The organism is Amycolatopsis sp. NPDC021455 (assembly GCF_040640995.1).
Classification (GTDB): domain Bacteria; phylum Actinomycetota; class Actinomycetes; order Mycobacteriales; family Pseudonocardiaceae; genus Amycolatopsis.
This window is the reverse complement of record NZ_JBFACT010000002.1, coordinates 145886-158625: the sequence shown is the minus strand read 5'-3', so window position 1 is coordinate 158625 and position 12740 is coordinate 145886. Positions and strand designations below refer to the sequence as shown.

The window sequence follows — 12740 nt, the reverse complement described above, 5'->3', positions numbered from 1 at the left end:
CACCGCGTACGGACGTGAACTGGGGAGTTCGGAATGCCGGAAACCACCACTGGGGAACGACGCGCCGGGGCCGACGAGACGGCCGAGATCGGCACCGCCCGGCACACCTTCGGGTGACCGCAAGTCCGTGAAGGCCTCCTTACCGGCGCTCAGAGCCGGTAAGGAGGCCTTCACGGACTTCGGGCGGAAGCGCCGGTGACTCCTCCGGCCGCTACCATCGCTTCCCGGGTGTGATCGGGAGCGGAAGGCGGACGGGCGTGGACGTGGCGAGTCCTGCGCACACCACCGCCGCGCCGGACCCGGCTCCCGCGAAACCGGCGAGGCCGCTGCTGCGCTGGAGCGGGCACGCCTGCTGGGTGCTGCTGCTCGCGCTGGCCACCGAACTCCGCGTCGGCCGCTTCGGCTTCCATCCCTCCGACCAGGGTTTCATCCTCGCCCAGGCGTGGCGCGTGCTGCACGGCGAGGTCCCGCACGCCGACATCATCTCCGCCCGCCCGCTCGGGTCCGCCGTGCTGCACGTCGCCGACTACGCGCTGCCGATGCCGCTGTTCTTCGGGTCGAGCTTCCTGTCCATGATCGAGATCATCGTGGCGACGATCGCGTTCGCCGCGCTCGTCACGCGCCGCCGCGTGCTGGACTGGGGCCCGGGCATGACGGCGATGGTCGCGGCGGCGTCGCTGATCAACCTCAACGCCTTCCCGCTGATGGCCTGGCACACCGTCGACGGCATCGCGCTGACCGCCTGCGGTGCCTGGGCGCTGGACGCCGGGTTGCGCGGCGGCCACGCGCTCGCCCGCCGCGGCGGGCTCGTGCTGCTCGGCTCCGCGGTGCTGGTCAAGCAGAGCTTCGCGCCGGCCGCGGTGATCGGCCTGCTGTGGCTGGTGCTGCACCCGGCGACGCGAGCGGGCACGCGACGCGGGCTGCGGCTGGTCCTCGACCTCCTCGCGCTCGGCGCGCCCGGGCTCGCGTACGTGGCGTGGGTGAGCCTGGGCGGCGGGTTCGCCGAGATGGTCGAGCAGCTCACCGGCGGGTTGCCGGCCTACGGCGAACGGCTGCTCGGGCTGTGGCTGGCCGACCCGGAGGCGCTGACCAGGCCGCCGGTGCGCGAACTGGGCTTCTTCGCCGCGATCGCCGTGGTGCTGCTGGCCGTGCGGCTGCCCGGCGACCGGCTCGGCGCGGCCGGGCGGGCGGCGTCGTGGGTGCTGGTGCTCGCCGGCGCGGCCGCGGTGGTCTGGACCGTCGTCGACGGCCGGTTCACCGGCTCCTCGCGCTGGGCCGACGTGCTGTGGTGGATCGTCGCGGTGAGCGTGCCGGTGAACGCCGCCGTGCGGCGGCAGGTGCCCTGGCCCGGGCTGCTGGTGCTCGCCACCGGCTTCATGACCAGCCTGTCGTGGGGCAACGACACGCCGACGCTGCTCACCGGCACGCTCGCGCTGACGTCGTTGCTGCTGCTCGGCCAGATCCTGCCGCCGCGGCCCCGCCTGGCGCGGCGCTGGGTGACCGCGACGGCGGGACTGACGGCGGTGGCCGTGTGCGGCTGGGTCGTCGTCGCCCGGCACGACCAGGCCGCCTACCTGGACCTCGGGCACGACCGGCTGACCGCGGACCTCGGCGACCTCACCCCGGCGATGGCCGGCATCCGCACCAACCCCTCGACGTTCCGGTTCGTCCGGCAGATCCGCGACTGCCTGGACCGCTTCCCGGCCGCGCGGACGGCGATCCTGCCGGACAGCCCGTTCGCCTACCCCGCGTTCGGCCTGCGCAACCCCTTCCCCCTCGAATGGCCGCTGCCCCTGGAGATCGTCGGCGACGCGCCCGAGCGGATGCTCGCGACGGCGGACCGGCTGAACCGCGAGGGCGGCTACCTGGTGCTGTTCGAGACGGACTCGATCCGGATGCTCGCGACGGGCGGCCCGGTGCCGGAGTCGATCCCGGCCGACACCCCGGTGTTCGACTACCTGGGCCTGGAGAAGGCGATCCAGGCCCGGCTCACCGGCCGCACCGTCACCTGCGGCAGCTTCGTGGGCAAGTACGCGCCCTGACTCAGGAAGCGCGGCCGGTGAACTCGGCGAACGCCTCGATCAGGACCCGCGGAACGTCCTCGTCTTCCACGCCGTCGAAGAGCGCGCCGAACTCGGCGCCCTCGGCCCCCACCTTGGCGCTGCGGGGGAACATGGCCTCTTCGTACTCGGCGAGCGCGGCTTCGACGTCACCGGGGTGCGCGGCGAGGGCCAAGCCCAGCTCGGCGCCGTCGAGCATGGCCAGGTTGGCGCCTTCGCCGTTGGCCGGCATGAGGTGGGCCGCGTCGCCGACCAGCGTCACGCCCGGCACCCGGTCCCACCGGTGCCCGATCGGCAGGGTGTAGTGCGGCCGCAGGACGGGCGCGGTGTCGCCTTCGGTGATCAGCACGGTGAGCTCCGGGGCCCAGCCGTCGAACTCCGCCGCGACCCGGGCGGTGGCCGCGGCCGCGTCGGTGAAGTCGATGGCGGCGAACCACTCCAGCGGCCGGGCGAGCGACACGTAGACGTGCAGCGTGTCATCGCTCTCCCGGTGCGCGTGGATTTCCCGGCCCGAGGCCGGCGCCATCAGCGAGCCACCTCCGACGGTCTTCGCGGCGACGGGGTGGCGGGTGTCCGCGTCGAACAGGTAGATCTCGACGAAGGCTTCGCCGGCGTACTCGGGTTTCGCCGCCGTCAGCAGGGGCCGGATCCGCGACCAAGCGCCGTCCGCACCGACCAGCAGGCCGGTGACCTCGGTGCTGCCGTCGGCGAAGGTCACCTCGTGCCGTCCGCCGCCGAGGGCACGGGCACCGGTCACCTTGTGTCCCCAGTGGACAATGCCGTCCGGGAGCGCGTCGAGCAGCATCCGCCGCAGGTCGCCGCGCTGCACCTCCGGGCGCCCGCCGGTGCCGTCGTCGGGCTGCTCGGCCAGCACGGTCCCGTCCCGGCCGAGGACCCGCATCGCCTGCCTGCCCTCCAGGACGAGGCCGCGGAACTCGGTCATGAGCCCGGCCGCCTCGACCGCGAGCTGGCCGTTGTAGTCGTGGATGTCGAGCATCCCGCCCTGCGTCCGCGCCATCGGCGACGGCTCGGCTTCGTGGACCACGGCCGGGATCCCGTGGACGTGCAGGACGCGGGCGAGGGTGAGGCCGCCGAGACCGGCGCCGATGATCGTGACTGGCGTGTGCATCCGTTGCTCCTTCGATCGCGTGACAACCGAAGGGTGGCGGCGGCTCCTGGTGCGGGCCGCACACGGCGCTGGCACGGTCCTGGCGGCGGCTGTCAGTCGGCCACCAGGTCGTCCGGGTTCCCGCTCGCCAGCCCGGCCAGGACGTCGAGCGCCGCGGACAGCGTTTCCACCGGCGGAGCGGACACCGCGATCCGCACCGCGTTCGGCGCGTGGCCCGGCAGCACCGCGAACGCCGCCGCCGGGGACAGCGCGATCCCGCGGCGCGCCGCGGCCGCGACGAACGTCTCCGCCCGCCACCGCTCCGGCAGCTCCCACCAGCGGTGGTAGGACGCCGCGTCGCCGCGCAGCCCCGGCAGCTTCTCCGCCACCAGCGCCGCCCGCGCGGCCGCGTCACGGCGTTTGGCGGCTTCGACTTCGGCGAGGGTGCCGGTCACGATCCACTGCGTCGCCGCTTCGACGGCGAAGCGCGACGCGGCCCACCCACCCGAACGCACCGACGACGCGAGCCGCGCCGTCCACGCCGGGGGTGGCACCAGGAACCCCGCCGTCAGCCCGGGGGCGACCCGCTTGGACAGGCTGTCGACGAAGACCGTCCGCTCCGGCGCGTACGCGGCGAAGGGGCGGACGTCGTCCCGCAGGAACGTGTAGATGCCGTCCTCGATCACCGGCAGGTCCAGGCGGGCGACGACGTCGGCGAGCGCGGCCCGGCGCGCCGGGGGCATCGTCGTGCCGAGCGGGTTGTGCAGGGTCGGCTGGACGTACAGCGCGCGAACCGGCCCGGCCGCGGCCAGCGCTTCGGGCACCAGGCCGGACTCGTCCGTCTCGATCGGCACCAGCTCCACGCCGAGCCGCGCGGCCAGGGCCTTCACCACCGGGTAGGTCAGCGACTCCACCGCGAGCCGCTCCCCCACCGGCACGAACGCGGCGATCGCGGCCGCGATGGCCTGCCTGCCGTTGCCGGTGAACAGCACCGCGGCCGGGTCCGGCCGCCAGCCGCCGCGGGCGAGCAGCGCGGCCGCCGCGGTCCGGGCCACCGGCGTGCCCGCGGCGCCGATCGGGTGCAGGGCCGCGGTGAAGACGTCCTCGCGCAGCAAGGGTTCCAGCGCGCGGGCCAGCCGCGTGGATTCCCCCGGCAGGACGGCGAAGTTGAGCTCGAGGTCGACGCGCGCGTCGCCGGGTTCGGCGAGAGCCGGTTCGGGCGGCGGCTTCGCGGCGCGGACGAACGTGCCACGGCCGACTTCGCCGACGGCCAGGCCGCGCCGGACCAGTTCGCCGTAGACGCGGGCGGCGGTGGAGTTCGCGATGCCGCGCTGCCGCGCGAACCGGCGCTGCGGCGGCAGCCGGTCGCCGGGCCGCAGGCGGCCGGCCTCGATGTCGGCGGCGAGGGCGTCCGCGACGACGCGGTAGTCGTCCATGGCCACCTTCGCTTCCGCTTCGAACGTCGTGAGCATGATCCCATCGGCTCATCGCCCGTGATCCCGAAGGCCGCTAAGTTGGGTTCGGAGGTGCCATGACCGACAAGACCTGGGCCGAAATCGACGACTACCTCGCGGGCGCGCTGCTCGCCCCCGATCCGGTGCTCGACGACGCGCTCGCCGACTCGGCCGCCGCCGGGCTGCCGTCGATCGCCGTCGCGCCCAACCAGGGCAAGCTGCTGCACCTGCTGGCCCGGATGGCCGGAGCGCGGACGATCCTGGAGATCGGCACGCTCGGCGGGTACAGCACGATCTGGCTCGCCCGCGCGCTCCCGCCCGGCGGCAAGCTCGTGACCTGCGAATACGACCCGAAGCACGCCGAGGTCGCGAAGGCGAACCTGGCGCGGGCGGGCTTCGGCGAAGACGTCACCGAAATCCGCGTCGGCGCCGCACTGGACACGCTGCCCACGCTGTCCGGGTCGTTCGACTTCATCTTCATCGACGCCGACAAGGTCAACCTCGCCAACTACGTGCGTGCTTCGCTGGAGCTGGCGCGGCCGGGCACGACGATCGTCGTCGACAACGTCGTCCGCCAGGGCCGCGTGACGGACGCCGGCAGCACCGACCCGAACGTCCGGGGCGCACGGGAGATGTACGACCTCCTCTCCGCCGAGCCGCGGCTGGACGCGACGGCCGTGCAGACCGTGGGCGCCAAGGGACACGACGGGTTCGTGCTGGCCCTGGTCCGCTGACCGCTCACCGCCGCACCACCGGCAGGCCGCCGCCGGACAGCGGCCGGACCGGCTGCCCCCGGTGGGCGGCGACCATGAACCCGCGCCAGATGTCGGCCGGGACGACGTCACCGGTCAGCTTCGCGCCGGTGGCGTCCTTGAGCAGCCGGTCGTCGTCGGAGCCGATCCAGACCGCCGTGACCAGCTGCGAGGTGTAGCCGACGGCCCAGGCGTCCTGGTTGTCCGGGCCGATGCCGTGCTCGGCCTCGCCGGTGCGCAGCGCCGCCGGGCGGCCGTCCGGCAGCGCCGTCGCCAGCGTGCCGGTGACGCCGTCGGCGACGCGGCGGCTCACGTCGTCGCCGCCGAACGCCGGACCCGAGGTGTCCGGGTGTTCCCAGACCACCTCGCCGCTCCGGTCCCGCACCTTGGCCACCAGGTGCGGGGTGGCGCGATGGCCGTTCGCGGCGAAGGTCCCGTACGCGCCCATCACGTCCAGCGGCCGCAGCGGGTACCGGCCGACCGCGATGCCCGCGCCGATCAGGAAGCCGTCCTTCTCGCGCAGGGTCGGGACGCCGTCGACGGCCTCCGGGATGCCGGCCTGCCGCGCGGTTTCGCTCAGCGCGTCCGGGCCGACCTGCTTCGCCAGCGCGATGAAGGGGGTGATCGCCTGCGACGCCATCGCCTTGCGCGAAGTGCACTTCGGACTGCAGACGTCCGGGTACTGGAACGTTTCGCCGAGGAACTCGAGCTTTTCCGGCGACGGGATCGGCAGGTCCGCACCGTAACCCCGGCGCAGCACCGTGGCGAGGGTGAACGGGAAGAACGCCGAGCCGGTCGCGTGCGATGTGCCCGCGTAGTCGCGGATGCCCTGGTCACCGCCGTAGTAGGCGCGGACGGCACCGGTCTTCGGGTCGGCCGCGACGAGGGCACCGCGGAACTCCTTCGGCTCGCGCTTCAGCCTGTCCAGCAACGCCTTCTTCGCGACGTCCTGCATCCCGCGGTCCAAGGTCGTCTCGACCGTCATGTTCCCCTGCTGGAGCCGGGAGAGCGGGAAGCCGTCCTGTTCGAGCTCGGCCAGGACCTGCTGCTTGATGTGGAACTCGTCGTAGGTGACACGGCCCGCGCGGGTCTCCGACGGCGGCAGGATCTCGGCGCCGGGATAGGCCATCTGCTCGTCGCTCTTCACGTATCCGCGGGCGACGAGCTTGTCGCGGACGTACTGCCAGCGCCGCGCGGCGTGGGCGTCGCCGGAGGCGGCCGGGTCGTGCACCGACGGCGACTGGATCATCCCGGCGAGGAAGGCGGCTTCGCTCCAGGTGATCGAGTCGTCGAGCTTCTTGCCGAAGTAGGCGTTCATCGCCGCGGCGGGCCCGAACGTGCCGCGGCCGAAGGAGATGATGTTGACGTAGCTTTCGAAGATCTGTTCCTTGCTCTGTTCCTGGGTGATCTTCGTGGCCAGCACCAGCTCGGCGAACTTGCGCCAGAGCGACGCCTCGGCGTCGCCGGTGGATTTCTTGATGTACTGCTGGGTGATCCCCGAGCCGCCGCCGACCCCGGTGAGGAAGGCGCGGCCGATGCCGGTCGGGTCGAAGCCCTGGTTGTCCCAGAAGGTGGGGTCCTCGGTGGCGATGATCGCGTCGCGCAGTTTCGCGGGCACCTGCGAGTAGGGCACGAACAGCCGGTCGCCGTCCGCGGGAAGCACCTTGAGCAGCTCGGACCCGTCCGCGTACTGCAGGACGACGGTCTTGTCGAGCCCGGCCAGGACGTCCTGCGGGCTGCGGACGTCGAGCACGAGGTAGGCGACCCAGAAGGCGATCAGCGGGACGCCGACGAGCGAGCCGATCGTCCAGCCCGTGACACGGCGCCAGCGGAAGCGGCGCGGGGTGTCCGGTTTTGCGTCTTCTTCCTCCGTCGCAATGGTCACGAATGGGTGACGGCCGGGCGGGTGTGAAAGTTCTGTGGAGATCTGCCGAGGTTGTTCGAATCCTGTCAAGACCCGGCGTTCACGCCAGGAACGCGCGCAGCAGCGAGGCCGTGCCTTCGATGTGCTCGGCCATCGCCTGCCGGGCGGCGGGCGCGTCGCCGGCGAGGATGGCGTCGACGATCGCCTCGTGCTGGGTGTTCGAATGCCCGAGGTTGGGCGGGAGCAGCGGGATGCGGTCGAGCAGCTGGTTGACGCGGCTGCGGGCGTCGGCCACCGCGGTGGTCAGCGAGCCGGACGCGGTGACCTCGGCGATGGCCAGGTGCAGCCGGGAGTCCTTGCGGCGGTAGTCGTCGAGATCGGCGCCGGCGGCCTCGGCGAGCGTGCCGGTGAGGTGCTGCCGGTCGGCCGGGCTGAGCGACCGCGCGGCGGCCATCTCGGCGGCGCCGGTCTCGAGGACGTAGCGCAGGCTCAGCGCGTCCTCCAGCGCGACGGGGTCGACCTTGCCACCGGGTGACCGTTCGGGTCCGGGCAGGTTTTCGTTCACGAACGTGCCGCCGTACCGACCCCGCCGTGACTCAACGTAACCGGCATCGGAGAGCGCGCGAATGGCTTCGCGCAACGTGACGCGGCTGACGCCGAGCCGTTCGGCGAGTTCGCGTTCCGACGGAAGCCGTTCCCCCGCGCCGACGACACCGAGCCGGATCGCCTGCAGCAGCCGCTCGACGGTCTCCTCGAAGGCGTTGCCGGTGCGGACCGGCCGGAACAGCGCTTCACCGGCATTCACCACCGAGGTCGACTCCATCCCGCGAGTCTAGGCCGAGATCCGCGAGCACCGGTCACCCTGTGTTCGCCGCCCGGAAAACCAGTGGCACACAACGGCCACTCTCGGCGACGATGGCACCACCGACACCGAACATCGACGCAGGGGGCGATCCGGTGCACTTTCTGATGGCCGAGGACCTGGTCCACGAGCGCGAAACCGAGCTTCACCGGGGCGTGCGAAACCGCCCACCGGGCCGGGCGACACCTCGCCGGCGCACGGGGACGAGGAAGCAACAGCTGGGGTGGACGCTGGTGGAGGTCGGGTTGAAGCTGGCGAGCGAACCGGAGGACGAGGGGCACTGACCCCGGCCGCCGATCGGCTCTCGACCTTCGGCCACGGCACCGACCGCCGCCGATCGGCAGCCGGCCCGCCGGCCACCAGCACTGCCGGCCACCAGCACCGGCACCCGCCGCCGAGCGGCCCACGGCACCCACCACCGCCGATCGGCACTCGGCCCGCCGGGCACCAGCACCGCCACCAGCACCGGCACCCGCCGCCGAGCGGCCCACGGCACCCACCACCGCCGACGGGCACTCAGCCCGCCGGCCATCAGCACCGGCCGACTTTCGGCCCTCGGTCACCGGGGCCACCGCGGGCCATCGGCGACCGCGGCCGGTCAGCACTCGATGACGTTCACCGCCAGGCCGCCGCGGGCTGTTTCCTTGTACTTCACGCTCATGTCCGCGCCCGTCTCGCGCATCGTCTTGATCGCCTTGTCCAGGGTCACCACGTGGCTGCCGTCGCCGCGCATGGCCATCCTTGCCGCGTGGATCGCCTTCGACGCGCCGACCGCGTTGCGCTCGATGCACGGGATCTGGACCAGGCCGCCGACCGGGTCGCATGTCAGGCCGAGGTGGTGTTCCACGCCGATCTCGGCCGCGTTCTCCACCTGGGCTGGGGTTCCGCCCAGCACCTCCGTCAGGCCCGCCGCCGCCATGGCCGAGGCCGAACCGACCTCGCCCTGGCAGCCGACCTCGGCTCCCGAGATGCTGCCCGTCTGCTTGAGGATCGAGCCGATCGCGCCCGCCGTCAGCAGGAACGTCACGATGCCGTCGTCCGACGAGTGGCGGATGAAGCGCTGGTAGTAGTGCAGCACCGCCGGGATGATGCCCGCCGCGCCGTTGGTCGGCGCCGTCACCACCCGGCCGCCCGCCGCGTTCTCCTCGTTGACCGCCAGCGCGTACAGGCTCACCCAGTCCATCGCGTACAGCGGGTCGTCCGCGCCGTCCTCGGCCAGGAGCTTCTCGTGCAGCGAGCGCGCCCGCCTCGGCACCTTGAGACCGCCCGGCAGGACGCCTTCGTGCGTGCAGCCGTTGCGGACGCACTCCGCCATCACCGACCAGATCCGCAGCAGCCCGGAACGCACCTCCGAAGCAGTGCGCCAGGACAGCTCGTTCGCCAGCATGATCTCGCTGATCGACAGGCCGGTCGACGCGCAGTGCGCCAGCAGGTCCGCGCCGGTGCGGAACGGGTACGGCACCGGCGTCGAGTCTTCGACGAACACCGTGTCCGTTTCGTACGACTCGTCGCGGACGAAACCGCCGCCGACCGAGTAGTACGTGCGCTCCCTCAGCTGCAGGCCGGACGCGTCGAACGCGCGGAAGACCATGCCGTTCGGGTGGGCCGGCAGGGACTTGCGGCGGTGCATGGTGAGGTCGGTGTCCTCGTCGAACGCGATCTCGTGCGTGCCGTTCAGCAGCAGCCGTCCGCGCGAGCGGATCGACTCGATCTTGCCTGGCACCGTGTCGGTGTCGATCTCTTCGGGACGCTCACCCGACAGCCCGAGCAGCACGGCCTTGTCGCTGCCGTGACCGAAACCGGTGGCGCCGAGTGAGCCGAACAGTTCGGCCTGGACGCGGGACACCGACGGCAGTTCCGCGCCGAGTCCGTCCACAAAGGTCAGTGCCGCCCGCATCGGCCCGACGGTGTGCGAGCTCGACGGGCCGATGCCGATGGAAAACAGGTCGAAGACGCTGATCGCCATTGATCTGCCCCTTCCTTATCGGGCCAGCAGCGAGCTGGCCTCTTGCGAGGCCGGGCCCTGGTCGGCGAGGTGGGCCAGGTTCTCCGGCAGCTCTTCTCCACGGTAACGCTTGGTCTGGGCATACAGCCGTCCGGCGCGGTAGGACGACCGGACCAGTGGTCCGGCCATGACGCCGGCGAAGCCCATCGCTTCCGCGGCCTGGGAGTGCTCGACGAACTCCTCCGGCTTGACCCACCGGTCCACCGGGTGATGCCGCGGCGACGGCCGCAGATACTGCGTGATCGTCAAGATCTCACACCCGGCATCCACCAGGTCCCGCATCGCCGGAGTCACCTCGTCGGGCGTCTCACCCATCCCGAGGATCAGGTTCGACTTGGTCACCAACCCGGCCTCACGCGCCGCCGTGATCACTTCCAGGGAACGAGCGTAACGGAATCCCGGGCGAATGCGCTTGAAAATCCGCGGAACAGTTTCCACGTTGTGCGCAAGAACCTCCGGGCGCGATCCGAAAACTTCGGCAAGTTGCGCAGGATCGGCGTTGAAATCGGGAATCAACAACTCCACACCCGTGCCCGGGTTGAGCGCGTGAATCTGGCGCACGGTCTCCGCGTACAGCCAGGCGCCACCGTCGGGCAGGTCGTCCCGGGCGACTCCGGTCACCGTCGAGTACCGCAGGCCCATGGCCTGCACCGACTCCGCGACCTTCCGCGGCTCCGACGTGTCCAAAGCCGCCGGCTTCCCCGTGTCGATCTGACAGAAATCACACCGCCGCGTGCACTGATCCCCGCCGATCAGGAACGTGGCCTCACGGTCCTCCCAGCACTCGTAAATGTTGGGACACCCCGCCTCTTCACACACCGTGTGCAGACCCTCACGACGAACCAGACCCTTGAGCTCGGTGAACTCCGGCCCCATCCGCACCCGCGTCTTGATCCACGACGGCTTCTTCTCGATCGGCGTCTCACTGTTGCGAACCTCGAGACGCAACAGCTTCCGGCCCTCGGGCTGCGCGCTCATCGCGACAGGTCCGCGTACAGCGGGTGCTTCGCCGCCAGGGTCTCGACGCGGTCGCGGAGCTTGGACCGCACCGCGTCGTCGAAGTCCGGCTTCAGCGCCTCGGCGATGATGTCGGCGACCTCGGCGAAGTCGTCCGCGCCGAAACCGCGGGTGGCCAGCGCCGGCGTGCCGATCCGCAGGCCGGAGGTGACCATCGGCGGGCGCGGGTCGAACGGGACGGCGTTGCGGTTGACCGTGATACCGACCTCGTGCAGCCGGTCCTCGGCCTGCTGACCGTCCAGAGTGGACTGGACGAGGTCGACGAGCACCAGGTGGACGTCGGTGCCGCCGGTCAGCACGCGCACCCCGGCCGAAGCACAGTCTTCCTTCGACAGCCGCGAAGCGATGATCCGCGAGCCTTCCAGGGTGCGCTGCTGGCGCTCCTTGAACTCCTCGCTCGCGGCGATCTTCAGCGCGACGGCCTTGGCCGCGATGACGTGCTCCAGCGGCCCGCCCTGCTGGCCGGGGAACACCGCCGAGTTGATCTTCTTCGCCAGCTCCTCGCGGCACAGGATCAGCCCGCCGCGCGGGCCGCCGAGGGTCTTGTGCGTGGTCGTGGTGACGATGTCGGCGTGCGGCACCGGCGACGGGTGCAGCCCGGCCGCGACCAGCCCGGCGAAGTGCGCCATGTCCACCATCAGGCGGGCGTCGACGAGGTCCGCGATGCGGCGGAACTCGGCGAAGTCCAGCTGACGCGGGTACGCCGACCAGCCGGCGACGATCAGCTTCGGCTGGTGCTCGACGGCGAGGCGCTCGATCTCGGCGAGGTCGACGATGCCGGTCTGTTTGTCGACGTGGTAGGCGACGACGTTGTAGAGCTTGCCCGAGAAGTTGATCTTCATCCCGTGCGTCAGGTGGCCGCCGTGCGCCAGGTCGAGGCCGAGGATCGTGTCGCCGGGCTTGAGCACGGCGAACATCGCGGCCGCGTTGGCCTGGGCGCCCGAGTGCGGCTGGACGTTGGCGTGCTCGGCGCCGAACAGGGCCTTCGCGCGGTCGATGGCCAGCTGCTCGACGACGTCGACGTGCTCGCAGCCGCCGTAGTAGCGGCGGCCCGGGTAGCCCTCGGCGTACTTGTTGGTCAGCACCGAGCCCTGCGCCTCGAGCACACCCAGCGGGGCGAAGTTCTCGGACGCGATCATCTCCAGGGTCGACTGCTGGCGGTCCAGCTCGGCGGCGACGGCCGCGGCGACCTCGGGGTCGACGTCGGCGAGGTGGGCGTCGAAAGTCGTCATCAGTTCTCCTGGGTGAGCGCGGCGTACGCGGCGGCGTCGAGCAGGTCCGGCGCGTCCCCGGTCAGACGCACCTTCAGGAGCCATCCTTCGGTGTACGGGTCGGAGTTGATGACCTCGGGGGTGTCCGATGTGGTGCCGTTCACCTCGACGACCTCGCCGGAAACCGGCGCGTACAGCTCGCTGACCGACTTGGTCGACTCGACCTCGCCGAACACCTCGCCCGCGGTCACGGCCGAGCCGGCCTCGGGCAGCTGGACGAACACGATGTCACCCAGCGATTCCGCGGCGAAGGCCGTGATGCCGACGGTGGCGATGCCGTCCTCGACCTTCAGCCACTCGTGTTCCTTCGTGTACTGCAGGTTCTCGGGGATGCTCACGGGAAAGTC

Annotated in this window: 10 protein-coding genes; 2 read left to right on the top strand and 8 right to left on the bottom strand. The window is 71.7% G+C overall.

Annotation, left to right across the window (positions count from 1 at the left end):
* The first annotated feature begins 257 nt into the window (after window positions 1–257).
* On the top strand, window positions 258–2042 hold the full coding sequence (locus tag AB0G28_RS03735) for a hypothetical protein (protein ID WP_361082625.1): 1785 nt from the start codon (window positions 258–260) through the stop codon (window positions 2040–2042).
* A gap of 1 nt (window position 2043) precedes the next feature.
* On the opposite strand, the gene AB0G28_RS03730 is transcribed toward AB0G28_RS03735, so the two are convergent.
* A complete protein-coding gene (locus AB0G28_RS03730) occupies window positions 2044–3189 on the bottom strand; it encodes an NAD(P)/FAD-dependent oxidoreductase (RefSeq protein WP_361082623.1) in 1146 nt (381 codons plus the stop codon).
* A 92-nt stretch (window positions 3190–3281) separates the two neighbouring features.
* Window positions 3282–4604, bottom strand: coding sequence for a PLP-dependent aminotransferase family protein (locus AB0G28_RS03725; RefSeq protein WP_361083135.1), 1323 nt, complete (start codon window positions 4602–4604; stop codon window positions 3282–3284).
* Between the two features lie 95 nt (window positions 4605–4699).
* Between AB0G28_RS03725 and AB0G28_RS03720 the strand changes: the two genes are divergently transcribed.
* A complete protein-coding gene (locus AB0G28_RS03720; RefSeq protein ID WP_361082621.1) occupies window positions 4700–5356 on the top strand; it encodes an O-methyltransferase in 657 nt (218 codons plus the stop codon).
* A gap of 4 nt (window positions 5357–5360) precedes the next feature.
* Here AB0G28_RS03720 and AB0G28_RS03715 read toward each other — a convergent pair whose 3' ends face one another.
* The 6 genes from AB0G28_RS03715 to gcvH form a co-directional block, all read right to left on the bottom strand.
* Window positions 5361–7259, bottom strand: coding sequence for a transglycosylase domain-containing protein (locus tag AB0G28_RS03715; RefSeq protein ID WP_361082619.1), 1899 nt, complete (start codon window positions 7257–7259; stop codon window positions 5361–5363).
* A gap of 79 nt (window positions 7260–7338) precedes the next feature.
* A complete protein-coding gene (locus AB0G28_RS03710) occupies window positions 7339–8061 on the bottom strand; it encodes an FCD domain-containing protein (RefSeq protein ID WP_361082617.1) in 723 nt (240 codons plus the stop codon).
* A gap of 637 nt (window positions 8062–8698) precedes the next feature.
* On the bottom strand, window positions 8699–10066 hold the full coding sequence (locus tag AB0G28_RS03705; protein WP_361082615.1) for an L-serine ammonia-lyase: 1368 nt from the start codon (window positions 10064–10066) through the stop codon (window positions 8699–8701).
* Between the two features lie 15 nt (window positions 10067–10081).
* Entirely contained in the window at window positions 10082–11083 is a 1002-nt protein-coding gene (gene lipA / locus AB0G28_RS03700; protein WP_361082613.1) for a lipoyl synthase, read from the bottom strand.
* Window positions 11080–12354, bottom strand: a complete 1275-nt coding sequence (gene glyA, locus AB0G28_RS03695) for a serine hydroxymethyltransferase (protein ID WP_361082611.1) — start codon at window positions 12352–12354, stop codon at window positions 11080–11082. Before glyA ends, lipA begins: the two co-directional genes overlap by 4 nt.
* Entirely contained in the window at window positions 12354–12731 is a 378-nt protein-coding gene (gcvH, locus tag AB0G28_RS03690) for a glycine cleavage system protein GcvH (protein WP_361082610.1), read from the bottom strand. Before gcvH ends, glyA begins: the two co-directional genes overlap by 1 nt.
* Between the last annotated feature and the right edge of the window lie 9 nt (window positions 12732–12740).

Bases quoted from the DNA above. Each gene is read 5' to 3' on its own strand.
- AB0G28_RS03730 (WP_361082623.1), bottom strand. From the start codon at position 3,189: ATGCACACGCCAGTCACGATCATCGGCGCCGGTCTCGGCGGCCTCACC.
- AB0G28_RS03725 (WP_361083135.1), bottom strand. From the start codon at position 4,604: ATGGACGACTACCGCGTCGTCGCGGACGCCCTCGCCGCCGACATCGAG.
- AB0G28_RS03720 (WP_361082621.1), top strand. From the start codon at position 4,700: ATGACCGACAAGACCTGGGCCGAAATCGACGACTACCTCGCGGGCGCG.
- AB0G28_RS03710 (WP_361082617.1), bottom strand. From the start codon at position 8,061: ATGGAGTCGACCTCGGTGGTGAATGCCGGTGAAGCGCTGTTCCGGCCG.
- AB0G28_RS03705 (WP_361082615.1), bottom strand. From the start codon at position 10,066: ATGGCGATCAGCGTCTTCGACCTGTTTTCCATCGGCATCGGCCCGTCG.
- lipA (WP_361082613.1), bottom strand. From the start codon at position 11,083: ATGAGCGCGCAGCCCGAGGGCCGGAAGCTGTTGCGTCTCGAGGTTCGC.
- glyA (WP_361082611.1), bottom strand. From the start codon at position 12,354: ATGACGACTTTCGACGCCCACCTCGCCGACGTCGACCCCGAGGTCGCC.